We start from the raw sequence: 19,454 nt of genomic DNA, 5'->3' as shown, positions 1-19,454 counted from the left end.
GTCATCCAATAATCCTTGCAGCGACACTGACGAGTACGGCCATGATTCCGCGTTCTACGAAGAAATACACGATGATGGCGACGAGGAATGCCACATCAAGCATGATGCCGCCGAGTTGAACAGGGGGTATGAATCGTCGAAATAATCTTAAATACGGGTCTGAAAGTCGATCCAGGATCTGGCCGAGTTGTGTGGAGGACAAGTCTGGAATCCATGAAATAATAGCGGTTGCAATCAAAACGTACCCGTATGCTGCGAGAACGCCATTCACAATGTTCAAAACGACATAAATGCCCATTCATTGGCCTCATTTCGGGTGTCATTCGGTTCTAAAGTCAATTTAGACAGAGGAGATTTATCCTGCCGGCGTAAAACTGTCGCCCATCAGACGCCGACCTACTCGAATCATTGTCGCGCCTTCCTCAATTGCTAAAGGGAAATCATCAGACATGCCCATCGACAGCTCAGTCAGCGATTCCAGCCCGAGTTGTTCGCTGAGTTCGAATCGGAGCGACGACAGCCCGCGAAAAACCGCTCTAGCCTCTTCTTCAGACACCCCAGCCGGGGCCATGGTCATAAGTCCCACGACCTGCAGCCGCTTGCACTGTGTGGCTCTTTCGAGAAGGGCCCTTGCATAATGCGGCTCAACACCATACTTCGTCTCCTCACCGGAGACGTTGACTTGAATCAAGCCGTACAGTTGTCTCTCGAAACGCTCAGCCTGGCGCTCAATTTCCTGCAACAAGGGCACGGAATCAATGGAGTGAATGTAGTCAAAATTCGGTACGATGTACTTAGCCTTTTTCGTTTGAAGATGCCCAATAAAATGCCAAGTTGCTTCTGAGCGGCGGGGATGCATTAGCATCTCCCTGGCATGTTGCCACCGGTTTTCTCCAAACTCCCGGACGCCCACATCGAGCAGCGGATCTATCGCCTGTTTATCCACCGTTTTTGTTACGCCGATGACACGGATCTCTTGCGACGCCCTGCCTGCACGGGTACAGGCAGATGCCACGGCAGACAACACGTCATCAAACCTTTGTTCGTACTCCGCCTTGCCGTCCACCCAACCACCCTCCCCCATTATATTTCCACTCTTTACGGAGAAGTCCTTCTAACCCTCGTTTGAAGAGTCTGCCCGCCCGTCTTCACTCAAAGTGATTCAACCGAATAATGCCGCATTCTCGACCGGTTTTGCCTTGCTCTTTTCGGTGCGAAAACAACAGATCCGTATGGCAAGAGGTACAGAGACCGGCGTCTTCAATGTTCGCCGGAGACACACCCATCTGGATCAAGTCTCGCTTGATGCAGTCTTGCAGTCCCAAAAGGTACTTGCCTGGCTTTTGAAAGCGAGATACCAAGTAGTTTTCACCAAACTCGTTTCGAACGATGTCAGCAACCGGCTCATCCACCTCGTAGCAACATCTATGGATAGATGGACCGATGGCGACGCGCAGGTCTCTTGCCTCAGTCATGTACAGGAATTGCATGTGCAAAATCACCTGCTGAACAATATGTTGCGTGGTTCCGCGCCAACCTGAATGGGCTGCACCAATCGCGCGATGAACCGGATCGTAAAACAGCACCGGCACACAATCTGCCGTCAAAATAACCAGCGTCGTTTCCGGCTCGTTCGTCACGAGTGCATCACAATCTTGAATCGGCGGCATCTCAAGAGTCACACCTGCACCGCGTTCCCGTCTTCCGACCACCCCGACGTTGTGACCGTGGACTTGCTGAGCCATCACCCATTCAGTCTGCGGGCCAAACCCCGCGGTTGCTACTACTTCACGGTTCATACGCACTTTTTCTATGTCGTCGCCAACCTTTGCCCCAAGGTTCAACGTTTCGTATGGCCCTTCACTGAACCCGCCTTGACGGAATGAGAAACCTCCGCGCACCAAGTCATCCGACCATTCTGGAATCACCCAGACGTTTGAATTCAAGGCACCTCCAACCAAGCTGTCAAACAAAAAAACGCCTCCCTCCGTTCTGCTACCTAGAGCTTACGACAGAAGACGGCTGCGAGGCAACGCTCGGATTGTGCGTGCGAACAAGAATAATGCTCCCCAAAGTCCGGGGAGCCGAATGCCAAAAATGCTGGGGAGCAGAATAAGAGGGACATCAAACAAGGTCTCGGTCAAGATGGGCCGGCACGAGGTAACGGGTCAGTACCCTCCCGTGCCATGTTTCCCAGATTGAGGAGGCAGATAATAACCTGTCTCCCGAAGCGGTCTGAGGTCCACCAGAATGACGTCGGTTCCGATTTTCACAATTTGATTCCACGGTATCACGTAATCTTGTCCACTGCCGATCATCCCGAAGAACCTGCCTTGCGACGGTATCACCAAGGCAGAAATGAGTCCGCTGTCCGTGTCTATCTCCAGGTCTCCAATCGACCCTAGACGCTTTCCATCTCCAACGCTGACGACGTCTTTCGATTGAAGGTCAGATATGCGCATAGTGTCCCGCCTCCTAGGTCACCATTCTCCTCTCAGTATATGTCGAAGAAGATAGAACTTGCCGAGGCGGGATGTTTTGCTTTCAGGAACCGTCCAAGTACCGAAGACTATCGAGGACTCTCCGTTGTTCTTCAGGCGTCACTCTGGACGTGTTTTTGCATACGTTGAATCGCGGCTTTTTCCAACCGGGATACCTGCGCTTGTGAGATACCGATCTCTTCAGCGACCTCCATTTGTGTTTTCCCCTCAAAGAATCTCATCGACAGAATTTTTTTCTCGCGGTCGTTCAGACGGCGCATGGCTTCCCGAACGGCGATCTCTTCCACCCAAGACTTGTCCAGGTTTTTATCGTCATGAATCTGGTCCATGACGTAAATCGGATCGCCTCCGTCATGGTAGATAGGTTCAAACAAGGAGACTGGATCCTGAATGGCATCAAGTGCAAACACCACATCTTCCTTCGGCAGCGACAACTCCTTCGAGATTTCCTGAATCGTTGGCTCGCGAAGGTTTTGATTTGTCAGTTGATCGCGAACCTGGAGTGCCTTGTAGGCGATATCACGCAGTGACCGGCTGACTCGAATCGGATTGTTGTCACGCAGGTAACGCCGAATTTCACCGATAATCATCGGGACTGCATATGTAGAAAAACGAACGTTCTGACCGAGATCAAAGTTATCAATGGCCTTCATAAGGCCAATACAACCAACCTGAAACAGGTCGTCCACATACTCTCCACGGTTGTTGAACCGCTGGATGACGGAGAGTACTAACCGCAGATTTCCATTGACCAATTTTTCTCGCGCAGACAGGTCACCTTCGTTCAAAACTGTGAACAGTTCTCGCATCTCAGCATTCGTGAGCACCGGAAGTTGCGAGGTGTTCACACCGCAAATCTCGACTTTCGTACGCTTCAATCCACGTTCCCCCCAAGGTGACTGACGAGTTCAGCAGTTCCAAAGCAAATGGTCCGAAGTGTCGTCATCAGTATTTCCGAGGGGGGCAAACTTATGCAACAAGGGGCGGTTCACAGACTTCTTTGAAATCACACCGTTTTGAAATCACACCATTCGGTTAAACTCTCTGCGTAGGCGTTTGATAATCCGCTTTTCAAGCCGAGAGATGTAAGACTGGGAGATACCGAGCAGATCCGCAACATCCTTTTGTGTCATCTCTGACGGCCGGCCAAGCCCAAACCGCAGTTCCATGATTCTCCGCTCTCGGTCAGTCAGCTTCGACAGCGCATCGTAGAGCAGGACCTTGTCCACCTCATCTTCGAGATTGCGATAAATGGTATCTGCTTCTGTTCCAAGCACATCGGACAACAACAGTTCATTGCCGTCCCAATCCACGTTTAACGGCTCATCAAATGAAACCTCTGACTTTAGCTTATTGTTTCGGCGCAGGTACATGAGGATCTCGTTTTCAATACAGCGCGACGCATATGTGGCGAGCTTGATTTTTTTCGAGGGATCGAAGGTATTCACTGCCTTGATGAGGCCAATCGTCCCTATCGATACGAGGTCTTCGATGTGTAAACCCGTGTTTTCAAACTTCCTTGCAATATATACAACGAGTCTCAGATTTCGTTCAATCAGCATGGACCTTACGGACTCGTCGCCATCTGGCAGACGGGTCAGAAGATACGCCTCTTCATCCCTTGTCAGCGGAGGCGGCAGGGCTTCGCTGCCGCCTACATAGTAGACCTCTTCGACGCCTCCATTAATTTTGGATCGGACGCGAATCCATAGCAGTTGTAACCGAATTCGAAGTCTCATACTCACTTTTTTGAGTCGATGTGTTTCTGTCATGTCTGTCATCCCCCGTAAGTATTTCTGTGTGTAATATGGCCTCAAACCGGGCGTCAACAGACAGTGGGTCCATATGCAAAGCCAGTAGACACGGTCGAGCTAAGACCCGGTCAGCACCGTCATGCGTGACCCACAGTTGATCAGGACGGATTGCTATCGTGACTTTCTGTGCACCCCCGGCACCGCGGAATGGCACAAGATGCAGTTTGGGCATTCCAGGCTCATGAGCGAGGTTGGGGATCGCAGCGAGAAGATCGACTCCTTTTTGAAACAAAATCCCCATCGAATCAGGCACCAGACGCTCAAACACAGACGCATCAAGCAGACATACTGGAAGGCCGGAAAGCGGATCGTGCAACTGGTTGCCGGTATCGAGCAAGCCAACAAACTCTACTTGATTTTCACCAAGCGAAGCCGTCACGGACACCAAACTTTGGGACTGGTGACGGATTCTGCGAGCACGTCCAATCGCAACATGAAGCAGCCACATCGCGATGGGTATAGCAGCAACCACTGCCAGCCCGGAGACCGATGTCTGGAACGCGATACGCCCTCCTGAAATGACCGTTCCTTGAGCCAGCGACATACCCGGTGCAGCAAAGTGCAATGCGAGCACGGCACCTGCGAGCACAAAGGTGACGCAGTAGAGCACAACCACGTTACGGGTTAATTCGAGCAAACTGCGAAATGGAATTGCTATGACAACCATCAACAGGGACGCCAGCGCTTTTCCTACCCAAGTGGTGAGGAACGAGAGCTGTGGAGTGAATAGGAGCATCGCGTACGCGGCCCCGAACACCGCCCCCAAAAATGTGCGCATCGGGCGAACTCTGCGCTTTATGATGAGGGTGGTGGCGATGATGATCACACCGTCCATCAACAGGTTGACTGCGAAAACCACGTCTGCGTATATGACAGGCACGGCATCACCTCGAGCTGCGATGGCCATAGTATAGTACATCTCTATTTCAAACCCTGTCGGAACTTGACAACGAATTACTAGATCTTTTGTTGATTTCTGAAAGCTAGTTGTCCATGCGGAAAATCACGAGGGATTTGAGCAGACGAATTTTATCAGCGCGTTTGAAGAAGGTTTCCTTGAGGAGTTTTGATGATATGGCGGAGTTTTGATGATAAGGACCCGACGAGCATAAAAAAAGCAGTCTATGCTGCTGCATAGACTGCCCGAGGATCTTCTAAGTTTGCAGGATGCCTACTTGTCTCGCCCAAAGCGACTGTCCCGACGACGCATAAACGCAGGAACATCCCAAGTATTTCCCGACTGTGGCTGGAAGTCATCGATAGATGGAATCTTCGACTTTGGTGAAGTCGTTGCGGCTGCCTGGTTCATGGGTTGTTGGATTGGTTTGCCCATGTTTTCGAAGCCGGTCGCAATCACCGTAACCACAATCTCGTCTCCGAGTTCAGGATTAATGTGTGCGCCAAAAATCATGTTTACATCAGGGTCTGCCGCGGTTGAAACAATATCAGCAGCTTCATTGACTTCCCACAGGGAAAGATCAGAACCGCCTGCGATATGCATGAGTACACCCATTGCACCATCAATCGAGGTCTCGAGGAGCGGACTGCTGATGGCGTTCTTCGCAGCATCCGTCGCACGGTTTTCACCGCTTGCCACACCGATACCCATCAAGGCTGAACCACGCTCGGCCATGATGGCTTTCACGTCGGCAAAGTCGACATTGATGAGTCCAGGTACCGCAATCAAATCTGAAATACCGGAAACGCCCTGGCGAAGCACATTATCAGCTTCACGGAATGCTTCTAGCATTGGCGTGTTTCGATCTACAATTTCAAGCAGGCGGTCGTTTGGAATCACAATCAGGGTGTCAACCTTTTCTTTCAGGTTATTAACCCCGCTTTCCGCCTGGGACATGCGACGTTTTTGTTCGAAGCGGAACGGCTTTGTGACAACACCAACCGTGAGAGCACCAATCTCCTTGGCAATTTCCGCAATAATCGGTGCAGCACCTGTCCCTGTTCCACCGCCCATTCCTGCGGTGACAAACACAAGGTCCGCCCCTTGCAAGGCATTAACGAGCAACTCCCGGCTCTCTTCTGCTGCCTTTTTCCCGATTTCAGGATTTGCACCAGCACCGAGCCCTCGCGTCAGTTTTTCACCAATTTGCAGTTTAACCGAGGCCTTGGAGAGCTGCAACGCCTGAGCATCGGTGTTCACCACAATGAATTCGACACCCTCAATTCCGGATTCAATCATCCGGTTGACAGCGTTACAACCACCGCCACCGACCCCGATGACTTTTATTTTCGCCAGTGGTTCATAATCAACATCAAAATCAAGCATTGCTGCTCCTCCTTGACTTTCCCAACCTCAGCCGCTGCTGGATTTGACAAACCATCACTGATACAGTTTGCACGTATCAGATAAAGTCACGTAACCAATCTTTGATACGGGAGAACATACCGCCACCGGTTTTCACCGGTCGTCCTGAAGTGACGATATCAACCTGACTCGCTCGCAACTGCGAACGCAGTGCGTAGCTGATGATACCGACACCGTTCACAAACGACGGATCCCGTACGCCAAGGAATTCTGGCACTGCAACTCGAACAGGAGCCTGCAGTTCGTGACTGGCCAACTCTCCTGCGGCCTGCATCGACATACAACCACCGTGCAAGACATACCCGCTCGGCAAGTCATGAATGTAGCCCATCTTTTCAATTTCTTTTCGGACTAAAGAGAAAATCTCCTGCATCCGCGGCTCGACAATCGATGCCAATTCTTGCTGCGTGTATTCCACTTCTTGATGATTCCCAATGCGGGGTACGTTGAAGCGTTCGCTGTCAGAGGCAGCCTCAATAGCCGCGCAGCCGTGTCTCAACTTAACCTGTTCCGCTTGAGCAGTTTGGGTCCGAAGACCAATCGCAATGTCATGTGTGACATAGTCCCCGCCCATCGGAATGATGCTCGTCCCAACCAAAACGCCATTCTCAAACACCGATACAGACGTTGCGCCAGCGCCTACATCAACCAAGGCAACGCCAAGTTTGCGTTCATCTTGGGAGAGCGCAACAGCACTTGCAGCCATCGGCATCAGAACCAGATTTGCGACTTCGATTCCCGCTTTCTCCACGCATCGGACAACGTTGTGAATGGCGGTTCTCGAACCGGTAATCAAGTACGCTTCCACTTCAAGGCGTACACCAAGCATCCCACGAGGATCCATAATCCCGCGCAGTCCGTCTACGATGTACTCCTTGGCAACAACATCGATAATTTCTCGTTCTGGAGGCAGGGCAATGACCCGTGCCTGTTGCAGGACACGTTCAATGTCTTCTTCTCCAATTTCACGGTCTTGCGAGGATACAGCGACCACTCCATGGCTGCTTTGAAGCTGGATATGATTGCCGGAAATACCAACGTAGGCTGATGCAATGTGAATTCCAACCATGCGCTCCGCATGGTCTACCGCTTCACGGATTGACTGAACCGTAAGATCTATATCTACGATGGATCCATGACGTATCCCTTCACCGTCAGCCGAGCCGACGCCAATGACACTTATTGAGTTCCCAGATTGCTCTCCAATAATTGCCCTTACTTTAGAAGTGCCGATGTCTAAACTGACGATGTATTCTCCTTTGGCCAAACGTGTGGCACCTCCCTACATCCACGACAGTGCACAATATGACTTATTGCTATTTCCACAAGCCAAACGACAATCCTCTTTTTTAAACAAATTTTTTTCGACGTAATTCAACCTCACGGGTACACACCAACAAAAACCATCCAACATCTGGATTAGATGTCAGTTGCCTTTGAGTCTTCGCTTGCCTGCCCTGTCGAACGCCACGCGCCGAATCACGGCGATGTTCTGGAACAGACGGACGCCAAAAGCGACAACGGCTGCAAGATAAAGATCAACACCCAGTTGATTGCCGATGTACGCAAGCAACGCAGCGATCAGCGTGTTAAAGAAGAACCCGGAGAGAAACACGGCTGAGTCGAATGTCTTGTCAAGACTTGCTCGGATGCCGCCGAACACAGTATCCAGCGCAGCCAGAATGGCAATCGAGAGATAACTCGAGTACATAATTGGGATAGTCACATTTGCAACAAACCCGATGGCTACGCCCACAACGAGCCCAAGTACAGGCAACCAAATCAAAACTAGTGCACCTCCTTTGCAAAACTGCCTGGCAAAGGTCCCTGATACCCCGGAACCGTAACGCCTTTTGGGCTTGGATGTGGCGTAATCAAACACTGCTCTTGCATGATGTTCAACTCCTGAACTGTGTTGTTCAGCGTCAGGATAGCCTGCATTCGGTTGATATCACCGACTGCCGTGATGATATAGGGACTTGTGACAGGCACGGTATTCACTTGCAATGTACCATTACCGCTGAGGCCCGATACCAAGCGGATCGAAGACGTAGTCACCAGTCGCTGTCCATTGATACTGATGGCCGATGCTCCGTTGGCGAATAAGTCGTTTACAATCAGTCCAATTTCCTGATCGGATATCTGGTCAAACAGCCCTGCAGTTTGTTCGTCAAACGGCAGGTTGGGATCGTATTGAATTTGAATCGTAATCCCGGGGCCGCTGACGGGTGTGAGTCCCGCCTCCTTCGCGACGGTTGTTGCATCTTGTTCAAGAGCCTGCATCATATCTGTCCCATGTCCGGCAGCCGCCCGGTACTCAGAGACCTGGCTGTTGGCCTTCGCAATCTGCTGTTCAAGCAGCTGGTGCTCCTGGTTCAGCTCGGATACTTGCGTCCGCAAGTCGATGTAACTCGATAAACCAGACGCAGTTGATGGAGGTCTTGACGTCAACTGCACGGTCACAAGGAATCCCACCAATGTCGTAATACCAGTGAGCGACCACATAAACGTGGTTCTCTTCACGGAACTCCGCCCCTTCCCCGTGGTTTGTGTTTCACTGTGAAGGCCCTGCCATAATCGTTCCGGTATAGGCTGGCATCGATATCGTTTGCATCTCCTGAGGTTCCGAAGCGTTAACTCCACGTTGCCGCAGACTGTCCAGAATGCCTCCTTGGATGGTTAAGGCTGATTTTAAAGCCTGCGGATCGCCAATCGCATAAATTGTGAACGGAGCGCCAATCCGGTGGTCATTGATTTCGACAACCGGTCCTGTGCAAAAAATACCAGATGTTGCAACGACACGGTAACCATTGATGGAGACAGCTTCCGCTCCGGCGGTAAACAATTCGTTGATCACACTGCGAATATCCCAGTCATGCGTCAGCACCTGTTCAACGTTGTTTCCGGTTGCCACACCGTCCATCAGTGTCACGCTGACACCAGGTCCGGCGACAGGGCTGACCCCTGCCAAGATCCGTTCGTCTTGCAACTTTTGCTGCAACGTCTGAAGGGCTGCATTGCCTCCAGTGGATTGCTGCTCATAGGTGGAAATTTGTCCCGTCAGAGCAGCGAGCTCGGCCTCTGCATTTGAGTTAGACTGTTTCAGAGCAGTCAGTTCAGCCATCAGTTGCTTTTGCTGCGGGTCGCCAGAGAAAAACGAGAAGGACGTCGTATGTGCCTGTTGTTTGTATTGCACTGCGACCATAAAGCCCAATACCAGCGACACCACAGAGAGCGATAGTGCCAATTTGGTTCTCGTCCGCATGTTCAGTTTCCTTTCTTCGTCGTTGTTGACGGTCGGAAGGGCGTGTACCGATACGGCGGTTGCCCAGTCATATCAATCATCCCCGGGCCATACCCGAGCTTCACAAAGTAGGCAATCACCGAGTTTACGCTGCCCAATGTTGACGACACTTGGTCTGACTGCGTCTGAACCACAAAACCGTTGTCCAAATAGATGGCTGCATCACCGTATTGGTTCAACACAATCTGCGAAATATCGGCAAGATTTGACGACGACGTTTGACCGAGCTGCCCGCACAACGACACAATGCCGGGGATATTTGAGACAATTCCAGGCTTGACGTTGATGCTGGCCTCACTCGATGAAACAATCGGAACGGTGATGGGGGCACCTGCTTGGACTTTTTGATAGACGGTCCCATCGTCCAGCAGACTGTAATACTGGTTCCCCTGCTGAAAGACAGCCACTTCCTGCTTTTGCGAGACACTGAGCGTCACTGTACCCGACATGTAATTCGTGTGTACATTGACATGTTGAACGAGTGGTTCACGCGCGATAATCCGATGTGCCACCGAACCAGCGTTCACTTGCCATAAACTCATCCCGTTTTTCAGTCCGCTGTCCTTGATGAGCATAGCCGCAGGCAGCGCGTTACCTCTGACAAACACATGGCGAATCCGGGTGAGCGGTGATTCCAGCAGAACTATCAAACCGATAAATATAAAAAAGGCGAACACAATTCTCCGTGTCCATGCCTTGTTCTTTCTGTCTTTTCGTGACTGATTCTTATGTACAGCCGAAGTCGGCACAGGCTTGTCCCTCCAGAGTCCGGCAAATTGGCAAGAGCCATTGCTCCTGCCAGGGTTGCCACAGGTCAGTCAATTCGCACGATGTCCGCACCGAGGTCGCGAAGCATGGTTTCCAGCTGCTGATAGCCACGGTCAATGTGATGCAAACCTTCAATTCGGGTCTTACCTTCAGCCATCAATCCGGCAACCACGAGAGCCGCACCACCCCGCAGGTCACTCGCTTCGACATCAGCTCCAGTCAAGCGATTCACGCCTCGGATAACTGCGGTTTGAAGGTCGACTCCGATGTCCGCACCCATGCGCGCCAGCTCATTCACGTGCTTAAACCGCGCCTCAAAGACGCTCTCGCGGATAACGCTGGTGCCGTTTACGGTCGTCAACAGGGCCATAGCCGGGGCCTGTAAATCAGTAGGGAAGCCAGGAAACGGCGCTGTCCGAATGTCGACAGCGCGACGAGGGGACATAGAGTTCACCCGAATTATATCACGGTCGATGGTGACCTGCACGCCAGTTTCTCTGAGTTTTAAAATGGTTGCTCCGAGATGAGACGGAACGACACCTTCCAGCGTCACATCCCCTTCTGTCGCTGCGGCTGCAATCATAATGGTTCCCGCAACAATACGGTCCGGGATAATGCGGTGAGTGGCGCCGCCGAGATGGTGTACCCCGGTAATGACGATCCGGTCTTCGCCTGCCCCTTCAATCTTCGCACCGCATTTCTGCAAAAACACAGCTAAATCGACAATCTCGGGTTCCCGAGCCACGTTTTCCAAGACCGTCGTGCCATCCGCATATGCAGCAGCCATCATCAAATTTTCGGTTGCACCGACGCTCGGAAAATCGAGGCTGATGTGTCCACCATAGAGACGGTTCGCAGAGCACCGCACATATCCGTGGGCTTCCTCTACCTTTGCACCCAGTTCTTTCATCCCGCGCAAATGGTAGTCAATCGGGCGCTGTCCAATCACGCATCCGCCCGGGCGTGATACGCGAACCTCACCGAAGCGAGCCAACAACGGACCCATCAGAAAAATGGAGGACCTCATCTGACGCATCAAATCAGATGGCACGTCTGTGCTGTGGATATGGCTTGGATCAATGACTAAGCGGTCTTCTTGCCAGTCCACAGTTGCGCCGAGCGTCCGGAGGATTTCTACCATCACGCGAACATCTTGCAGTCGCGGAACCCCTTCAATGACGCAAACATCCTCGGCCATAACGGTCGCTGCCAAGATCGGCAAAGCCGCATTCTTGGCACCGTAAATCATGGTTGTCCCGTGCAGCGGACGACCACCTGTTACCTCAAAGGCTTCCACACCCGTCACCTCCCTGAGGCAGCCTGTTTGGTAATGCGCTGACCTCAGTTTCAAGCCTAAATTACGTATCCTGGTAAATTCGGGTTCCTGGACTTGATGTCATTACACAGAAGGAATGTTCCGTTCACATGCCCAGGTCCGTACGTCAGCATATGGCTTTGCGGCCTAAACGGTGAGTACCGGACGCCTTATCTGCCCTGACCCGCGATTCATAGGTCATCGGCCGACACAAAGAGGCCCTCTGCTGCCTCATGATAGCAGAGGGCCCCTGTTCAAGCGACCGCGTATACGGATTGGCGAGAGATGTTAAGGAGGATCCCCACACCCGTCAGCATCAAGGTGAGGGACGATCCGCCGAAACTGATGAACGGAAGCGTAATCCCCGTCGCCGGAATGGACCCGGTCACGACTCCCACGTTAATCAGCACTTGCACCGCAATCATTCCCGTGATGCCTGCAGCAAGCAATGATCCAAACTCATCGCGGGCAAACATCGCACATCGGAAGCCTCGCCACACCAAGACCGCAAACAGCGCGAGAACTGTTGCGCCGCCGAGAAACCCGAGTTCTTCACCAAGAATGGAGAAAACAAAATCGGTCTGCGGTTCAGGCAGATAAAGAAACTTCTGTTGACTGTGTCCGAGCCCGAGACCGATGAGTCCTCCGGAGCCAAGGGCGTACAAGGACTGGATAATCTGATAACCCTCGTCAAGCGGATACTTCCACGGGTCGAGGAACGCGACAATCCGGTCCATGCGATACGGAGCTACAGCGACGAGTCCCGCAAACGCCACTAACCCTGCTCCAAACAGACTTGACAAATGCCGCCACCTGGCACCTGCGGCGAACAAGAGAATGATGGTTGTCCCCATAATGACGACACTTTGGCCCAGGTCTGGTTCGAGCATAATCAGCAGGACAGCGACAAGGGCCATCGACAACGGCGGGACGAAGCCTTTCCAAAACGAATCCATTTTGTCCTTTGCATCGGCTAGATAATGGGCGAGAAATACAATCAAGGCGAGTTTCGCGAACTCGGAAGGCTGAATCCCGAATGATCCAATGCCAAGCCAAGCCTGCGAGCCGCCGCGGTTTGACCCTACGCCCGGGATAAGCACGAGGACGAGTGCCAGAAACCCCGCGATCATCAACTTAGGTGCCAGTGTCCGCAGTTTGTGATAATCGTAGTTCGCAGCAAGGATCATCGCCACGATCCCGAGAACGGCCCACATAAGCTGCCGTTTGGCGTAGTAAAACGGATCGTTAAACTTCTGCTCCGATAACACGGAACTCGCACTGTGCACCATCATCAGTCCAATAGCCAAAAGAACCAGCGTGACGAGAACGATCACCCAGTCAAACCGGATCTGCCGGTCAAACACTGCGAGCGCCACCTCCTTTTCGAGCCGGCGGACGGTCCGCGAGGGGCTGTCCACACGTCGACGCTACAGTCTATGCACAACCTCCTTGAACATTCGTCCACGTTCTTCGAACGAGGTAAACATGTCCCAACTTGCACAGGCCGGCGAGAGCAGGACGACATCTCCTTCGACGGCAGCATTCGCCGCTGTTCGCACAGCATCGTCAAGGTTGTCGACTCGCACCACTTGTTCCACATCACAGCCGCGACAAAATTCCACCAGGTCTGCCGCTGTTTGGCCGTACAGCACAGCCGTTTTGACGCGGGCTTTCACAACGTCATCGAGGACGCTGTAATCATCCCGCCGGTCGAGACCACCGGCAATCCAAACAATTGGTTGTGAGAAAGACCTGAGCGCTTGCAGGGCTGCCGTGGGATTCGTCGACTTGGAATCGTTATAGTACAGGACCCCGCCCTTTGTCTCAACGAATTCGAGCCGGTGCTCAACCCCGCGAAAACTTGTGAGGACCTGTCGTACGGCAGATTCTCTCGCGCCCACAAGCCACGCGACAGCCGTTGCGGCAAGTGCATTTTGCAGGTTGTGCGAACCGGGCAGAGCCACATCCGACACAGGCATGACAGGAATGGAGTTTCCACTCATGCGCACCATGATGACATCTCTCTCTACATACACGCCCTCCAAGCTATCCGGCAGCGGTCCGGTCGAAAACCAAAATATCGGTGCTTGCACTTCCCCTGCACGCTTGCGAAGTCGATCGTCATTGAAGTTCAGCACGGCGTAATCGCCCTGATCGAGATTGGCAAAAATCTTCCATTTGGCGTCGAAGTACGCATCGAAGTCTCCGTGATAATCGAGGTGAGCGGGAAACAGGTTTAGAATGGCTGCCACGTGCGGATGAAAGCGCTCGGTGCCAAGGAGTTGAAAACTCGACACCTCAAGTACAACCGGCTGGGACGGCACAGTCTCATCAGCTACCGCCGAAAATGCCGTTCCAATATTTCCAGCCACCAACGGATTAAGTTCTGCGGCGGCAAGAATTTCCCCGACGAGTGTTGTGGTCGTGGTCTTACCGTTCGATCCGGTGATCGCCGTTATCTGGCCCTGTGCGTACCAAGACGCCACTTCAATCTCCGTGTAAATCGGAATGCCTTGCTCCATCGCTGCGGCCACAAACGGCACTCGATAGGGAATCCCTGGATTTTTGACAATAAACTTGATTGGCTGTTCGAGCAATTCAAGCGGATGACCGCCGAAGACAAACCGAGCGCCGAGGTCCTTAAGTGAAGACACCTCGGCGTTGTTTGGGTCAGGCTGTTTTTGATCGTTTACAATGACATCATATCCACGTTGGCAAAGGAGCCTAGCTGCCGCCAGGCCGCTTCTCGCCAACCCCATCACGATTACTGTGTTGGTCGTTTTGTCAAACATCATGAATCCTCCATTGTGCTTTCGCCCATCGACACTCGCGAACCTCCGCTGCCAAATTTACCGGGAAAACAGAAGCAGCGTACCAAATGAGGTCAAAAAGGCGGCCAGCCAGAAAAATAGGACAACCTCCCACTCTGACCACCCGGACAGTTCAAAGTGGTGGTGAATCGGGCTCATCTTAAATACTCTCCGCCCAAACACCTGGAACGAAAAGACCTGAATGATGACTGAAAGTGCTTCGACAACATAGACAAAACCAAACAGAATGAGTCCGAGTTCACTGTGCGTCAAAACCCCGACAAGGGCTAAAGCACCTCCAATTGCGAGCGATCCGGTGTCGCCCATAAATACCTTTGCCGGATGCCGGTTGTAGTACAAAAAGCCAAGCAGGGCCCCGACCATGGCGGCACAGAAAATCGCTACATCGTACTCAGTATGACGATACGCGTAAAATGCGTACGCTGCAAAAATAATCGAGGCTGTACCAGACAAAAGCCCATCCAAACCATCCGTCAGGTTGACGGCGTTGGTCGACCCGAGTAATACCACCATCAGGAATAAAATGTACAAGGCCCCGAGTGGAACCACCAGATGGGTGAACGGCACTGCGACGTCAAACGACTGACCCGTAGCGTCAAAATGCCAGCGCAGTAAGAGAAACAGGACAACCGTCACAATGGCCTGCCAAAACAACTTCTGTTTTGCACGGAGACCAAGGTTGCGTTTCTTGACGACCTTGATGAAATCATCAGCGAAACCAATCAAGCCGAACCCAAAAGTTGCAATCAAAAGGATAATGACGTCGACACTTTCGAGCGCAAACTTAAGTGTCGATACCAATAGGGCCAGCAGAATAATGATGCCGCCCATCGTCGGCGTGCCGGCCTTCACCTGATGATGTTTCGGACCCTCCTCCCTGATGCGCTGTCCAAACTTCATCCTGTGCAAGACAGGAATCAGAATCGGGCCAAGCAGCAAAGCCACAATCAGCGATCCCCCAGCGGTCAGGAGTAATGCCTGCAAATCCATAACTTTAGTCCCCTCTCACCCAATCAGTGGTCATCCGCCCACCCGTTTCAAGATCGCCGCTTTCGCCACTTCGCGGTCATCAAAATGATGCTTGGTCCTTCCAATAATCTGGTAGGTTTCGTGACCCTTGCCGGCAATCAGGATGATGTCACCCGGTTTGGCTTCGGCGACGGCACTCTCAATCCCCACCGCCCGGTCGAGCACTCGGCGATAATTGGAGGCCGTTCCCCGAACGCCGGCTTCCATATCATCCAGAATCGATTCTGGATCCTCAGTTCTCGGGTTGTCACTGGTCAGTATGGCTAGGTCACTCTGATCACAGGCAATTCTCGCCATAATGGGACGCTTTCCTTTATCGCGGTCTCCACCGCAACCGACGACAGTAATGACGCGGCCCTCTGCAAACTCATGGATGGTCTGAAGTGCATTTTCAAGGCTGTCTGGTGTGTGCGAGTAGTCGACCAGGACTGTAAATGGTTGATCACCAGGGACCCTTTCCAAGCGACCGGGTACCCCAGGCATACGCTTTAATGAGCCTAAGATCGAGTCAAGAGAAATGCCCTCAATCAACCCAACTGAAATGGCAGCGAGCGCATTGTATACGTTAAAGCGCCCGGTCAGAGCCATTTCAAGACGTCCCGTGCCCTGCCAAGTATGTACCGTGCACCGAAGACCGTCTGCTCCGATTTGCACGTCAACCGCGCGAACGTCTGCTTCGTTCTGAATGCCGTAGGTGACACATTCAGAGACGGTCTGTTGCGAAAGGTACGTACTCGCCGGGTCATCGGCGTTCAGCACCCCATAGCTCATCCCCAAGCGGTCGTCGCCATAACCGTTGCCAAGCCGCGAAAACAGTTTTCCTTTCGCAGCCAGGTATGCTTCCATCGTACCGTGGAAGTCCAGGTGGTCCTGCGTCAGATTTGTAAATACCGCCACGCGGTAATCTGTACCGGCCGTCTGTCGCCGCTCGAGCGCGTGTGAAGACACCTCCATCACGCCGTGCGTACAGCCGGACAGAACCATATCGTTCAAGATCGACTGGAGATCGACTGGAAACGGCGTCGTGTTCGCGAGTTCAATTGACTTGCCAGCAAAACGGGCACCGAGACTGCCGCAGATGCCTGGGGATTTACCTGCATCTGCGAGTACGCGTTCAATCAGATGCGTGACTGTTGTTTTCCCGTTTGTACCAGTTACCCCTATCATGCGCATCCGCTTCGACGGGTGGCCGTAAAAGACGTCCGCGACAATGGCTGAAGCCAAGTGACTATCCGGAACCACAATCTGCGGCACATTCACATCCTTCGCTTCGCGCTCGACGAGCAGGGCAACCGCTCCCCGCTCGACACTCTCTTGAATAAAATCGTGTCCATCTACAGTGTAACCGGATAACGCCACAAACAAGCTCCCCGGTTGTACCTTGCGGCTGTCAGACGTAATCGACCGGATATCAACATCGGCATCGTTGATGGTGCGGTAACGAAGCAGCGCATCTATTAAGCGGCCAATCTGCACCATGAAGCCCCCTCGCTGTATCATACATGGGACGGATCTGATACTCGTCCATGATTGCCAATCTATTGCGTTTTGTACGCTTTGTCAACGTAAGTCATTGCTCCCAAGCGGCCTCGTTACGGGGCTGGAGCCTTGTCGCCGAGGTACAGTCGAACCGTTGTACCCGGTGGTACTTTGGTGTTTGCAGGCGGTGACTGAGCGACAACGTACTTTCCTGTTCCAAGCACCTGCGTCTGCAACTGTGCACTGCTCTCGATGGCCGTTTTTTGTGCATCCCCGATAGTCATCCCAACAAAATTCGGAACTGCAATGTTCGGTATGTCACCCCAGCGGTACTTTTTCGCAAGTCCGTTGAAATCGTATGGCACACCTTCGTATTGCAGTGTATCGAAGATGATTCGTCCGACAATTGGGGCCGCAATGACACCACCAAACACGACCCCAGCTTTCGGCCTTGGATGGTCAATGGCAATGTAGACGACCACCTTTGGATTGTTGGCGGGAGCCATCCCGATAAAGGAAACGATGTAGTGGCCTGCCGCATAGTGACCGTTTTGGGCCACCTGCGCCGTACCCGTCTTTCCTGCGACGCGATACCCTTCCAGGTAGGCCTTGTTCCCTGAGCCATTCGCCACCACGCTTTCAAGTGCCTGCCGCACTTGTGTCGCCGTTTGAGTCGATATCACCCGCCGGACAACCTTCGGCTGTACTTCCTGAATCACCTGACCTGTGTTGTGGTTCAAGATCGCCTTCAAGACGTGCGGTTGCATTAACAACCCGCCGTTCGCTACAGCACCGACTGCCATGACCTGTTGGATCGGAGTCACGGAAACACCTTGCCCAAACGACGTGGTGGCCAATTCGAGCGGGCCGACCTTCGAGAGTTTGAATAGAATGCCGTTCCCTTCACCCGGCAGGTCGATCCCGGTTTTGGAACCGAACCCGAATTTTTTAATATAGGAGAACAGGGTTTCTTTGCCAAGCCTTTCGCCAAGTGCGATGAATCCAGGGTTACACGAGTTTTCTACGACGTTTAAGAACGACTCGGACCCGTGACCGCCAGCCTTCCAGCAACGAATCTTATGCCCAGCGACTTCGTAGTATCCGGGATCGTAAAAGCTGTCGCTGAAATTCACCTTATTTTCCTGCAACGCTGCTGACAGGGTGACAATTTTAAATGTTGACCCAGGTTCGAAGGTCTGCCAGATAGCTAGATTGTGGTTGTATGCAGACGCTGGCGCGCTGCGCCAATTGGCTGGGTCGAAGGTTGGGTAGTTTGCCATCGCGAGAATCGCACCGGTCTTCGGGTCCTCGACAATCGCTGTAACGTGATCCGGATTGTACTCCGCGACCGCCTGCTCAACTTCCCGCTCCACAAACTGTTGGATATTCGCGTTGATGGTCAGCTGGATGTCATTTCCTGCTTGGGGTGGGATGAACTGTTCACCTGTCCCTGGCATCTTCTTTCCTCTAGCGTTCGTGGTGAGTGTGATAGACCCAGGATGTCCAGCCAAAATACTGTCGTATTCTTTCTCGACACCTGTTAATCCCTGATTGTCCGCTCCTGTGATACCAAGCACCGAGGCTGCCAACGATCCGTCCGGATAGACGGTTTGCCCCTCTTCGGTCAGATACACACCTGGCAGGCGCAACGCCCGAATGGCGTTCGCCTGAGCATCTGTGATTTTTCTGCCGTTCGGGTTAATCCAGACCATCAACGTTCGTTTCTGCAACAGCTTGAGGACATTTGCGCTTTGCATCCCGAGGATTTTGGCCAACTCGTCCGCTGTTTTTGGCTTGTCCGTAATCTGCGCGGGCATAGCAATGACAGACGGAGCACTCGCTGTATACGCCAGCTTCTGCCCCGTGCTGTCATAGATGGTCCCGCGAACCCCCTGCAAAGGGATGCTGCGGTTATGCAGAGCCTCAGCGGCCTTCGTCAGCCAACCCGACTGAACTCCTTGGATGAAGCCCAACCGTCCGATCAGTGCTCCGATGGCTACGATGAGCGTCAATAGCAAGACGACCAGTCGGCGTCTAATCGTCCCATGTGTCACTCGCACGTGCGTCGCCTCCACCTGTCTTGTCTAGAT

The 19,454-nt window shown here is 52.6% G+C and carries 19 protein-coding genes; all 19 read right to left on the bottom strand.

All coding sequences use genetic code 11. The annotated features are described in order from the left end of the window. Position 1: 1 nt before the first annotated feature. The 19 genes from AN477_RS02945 to AN477_RS02855 all read right to left on the bottom strand — a co-directional run bounded on the left by AN477_RS02945 (position 2) and on the right by AN477_RS02855 (position 19,424). A complete protein-coding gene (locus tag AN477_RS02945; RefSeq protein WP_054967668.1) occupies positions 2-298 on the bottom strand; it encodes a YggT family protein in 297 nt (98 codons plus the stop codon). 57 nt (positions 299-355) lie between these two features. Next, on the bottom strand, positions 356-1,066 hold the full coding sequence (locus AN477_RS02940) for a YggS family pyridoxal phosphate-dependent enzyme (RefSeq protein ID WP_054967667.1): 711 nt from the start codon (positions 1,064-1,066) through the stop codon (positions 356-358). Positions 1,067-1,148: 82 nt separating this feature from the next. Continuing rightward, positions 1,149-1,973 carry a peptidoglycan editing factor PgeF gene (gene pgeF / locus AN477_RS02935; RefSeq protein ID WP_054967666.1) on the bottom strand — a complete coding sequence of 275 codons (825 nt, stop codon included), beginning with the start codon at positions 1,971-1,973 and terminating at the stop codon, positions 1,149-1,151. Between the two features lie 195 nt (positions 1,974-2,168). Beyond that, on the bottom strand, positions 2,169-2,462 hold the full coding sequence (locus AN477_RS02930) for a YlmC/YmxH family sporulation protein (RefSeq protein ID WP_054967665.1): 294 nt from the start codon (positions 2,460-2,462) through the stop codon (positions 2,169-2,171). 131 nt (positions 2,463-2,593) lie between these two features. Then, positions 2,594-3,379 carry an RNA polymerase sporulation sigma factor SigG gene (gene sigG / locus AN477_RS02925; protein ID WP_054967664.1) on the bottom strand — a complete coding sequence of 262 codons (786 nt, stop codon included), beginning with the start codon at positions 3,377-3,379 and terminating at the stop codon, positions 2,594-2,596. A 144-nt stretch (positions 3,380-3,523) separates the two neighbouring features. Further along, positions 3,524-4,273: an RNA polymerase sporulation sigma factor SigE gene (gene sigE / locus AN477_RS02920; RefSeq protein ID WP_425388113.1), complete on the bottom strand. Its 750-nt coding sequence runs from the start codon at positions 4,271-4,273 to the stop codon at positions 3,524-3,526. Continuing rightward, entirely contained in the window at positions 4,185-5,234 is a 1,050-nt protein-coding gene (locus AN477_RS02915) for a sigma-E processing peptidase SpoIIGA (protein ID WP_083485891.1), read from the bottom strand. Before AN477_RS02915 ends, sigE begins: the two co-directional genes overlap by 89 nt. Before the next feature lie 252 nt (positions 5,235-5,486). After that, a complete protein-coding gene (ftsZ, locus tag AN477_RS02910) occupies positions 5,487-6,599 on the bottom strand; it encodes a cell division protein FtsZ (RefSeq protein WP_054967662.1) in 1,113 nt (370 codons plus the stop codon). A gap of 76 nt (positions 6,600-6,675) precedes the next feature. Next, complete coding sequence (gene ftsA, locus AN477_RS02905) at positions 6,676-7,905, bottom strand: cell division protein FtsA (RefSeq protein WP_054967661.1); 1,230 nt, start codon at positions 7,903-7,905, stop codon at positions 6,676-6,678. A 159-nt stretch (positions 7,906-8,064) separates the two neighbouring features. Continuing rightward, positions 8,065-8,421, bottom strand: a complete 357-nt coding sequence (locus AN477_RS02900) for a small basic family protein (RefSeq protein ID WP_054967744.1) — start codon at positions 8,419-8,421, stop codon at positions 8,065-8,067. A 5-nt stretch (positions 8,422-8,426) separates the two neighbouring features. Then, complete coding sequence (locus AN477_RS02895; RefSeq protein ID WP_245631692.1) at positions 8,427-9,161, bottom strand: DUF881 domain-containing protein; 735 nt, start codon at positions 9,159-9,161, stop codon at positions 8,427-8,429. Positions 9,162-9,192: 31 nt separating this feature from the next. After that, complete coding sequence (locus AN477_RS02890; protein ID WP_054967659.1) at positions 9,193-9,903, bottom strand: DUF881 domain-containing protein; 711 nt, start codon at positions 9,901-9,903, stop codon at positions 9,193-9,195. A gap of 2 nt (positions 9,904-9,905) precedes the next feature. Beyond that, the gene (locus AN477_RS02885; protein WP_054967658.1) at positions 9,906-10,691 is read right to left on the bottom strand and encodes a cell division protein FtsQ/DivIB; all 786 of its coding nucleotides are present in this window, start codon (positions 10,689-10,691) and stop codon (positions 9,906-9,908) included. Between the two features lie 65 nt (positions 10,692-10,756). Next, positions 10,757-12,007, bottom strand: a complete 1,251-nt coding sequence (gene murA / locus AN477_RS02880; RefSeq protein WP_054967657.1) for a UDP-N-acetylglucosamine 1-carboxyvinyltransferase — start codon at positions 12,005-12,007, stop codon at positions 10,757-10,759. A 272-nt stretch (positions 12,008-12,279) separates the two neighbouring features. Then, on the bottom strand, positions 12,280-13,389 hold the full coding sequence (gene spoVE / locus AN477_RS02875) for a stage V sporulation protein E (protein ID WP_054967743.1): 1,110 nt from the start codon (positions 13,387-13,389) through the stop codon (positions 12,280-12,282). A gap of 63 nt (positions 13,390-13,452) precedes the next feature. Then, positions 13,453-14,817 (bottom strand): UDP-N-acetylmuramoyl-L-alanine--D-glutamate ligase, encoded by a 1,365-nt coding sequence (gene murD / locus AN477_RS02870; protein ID WP_054967656.1) that lies wholly within the window; start codon positions 14,815-14,817, stop codon positions 13,453-13,455. A 57-nt stretch (positions 14,818-14,874) separates the two neighbouring features. After that, entirely contained in the window at positions 14,875-15,846 is a 972-nt protein-coding gene (gene mraY / locus AN477_RS02865; RefSeq protein WP_054967655.1) for a phospho-N-acetylmuramoyl-pentapeptide-transferase, read from the bottom strand. Between the two features lie 30 nt (positions 15,847-15,876). Continuing rightward, positions 15,877-17,361 (bottom strand): UDP-N-acetylmuramoyl-L-alanyl-D-glutamate--2,6-diaminopimelate ligase, encoded by a 1,485-nt coding sequence (locus AN477_RS02860; RefSeq protein ID WP_054967654.1) that lies wholly within the window; start codon positions 17,359-17,361, stop codon positions 15,877-15,879. 116 nt (positions 17,362-17,477) lie between these two features. Then, complete coding sequence (locus AN477_RS02855; RefSeq protein ID WP_054967653.1) at positions 17,478-19,424, bottom strand: stage V sporulation protein D; 1,947 nt, start codon at positions 19,422-19,424, stop codon at positions 17,478-17,480. Positions 19,425-19,454 lie beyond the last annotated feature (30 nt).

The sequence above is a fragment of the Paenalicyclobacillus ferrooxydans genome (genome assembly GCF_001399675.1).
Classification (GTDB): domain Bacteria; phylum Bacillota; class Bacilli; order Alicyclobacillales; family Alicyclobacillaceae; genus Alicyclobacillus_B; species Alicyclobacillus_B ferrooxydans.
This window is presented reverse-complemented; position numbering and strand designations above follow the sequence as displayed.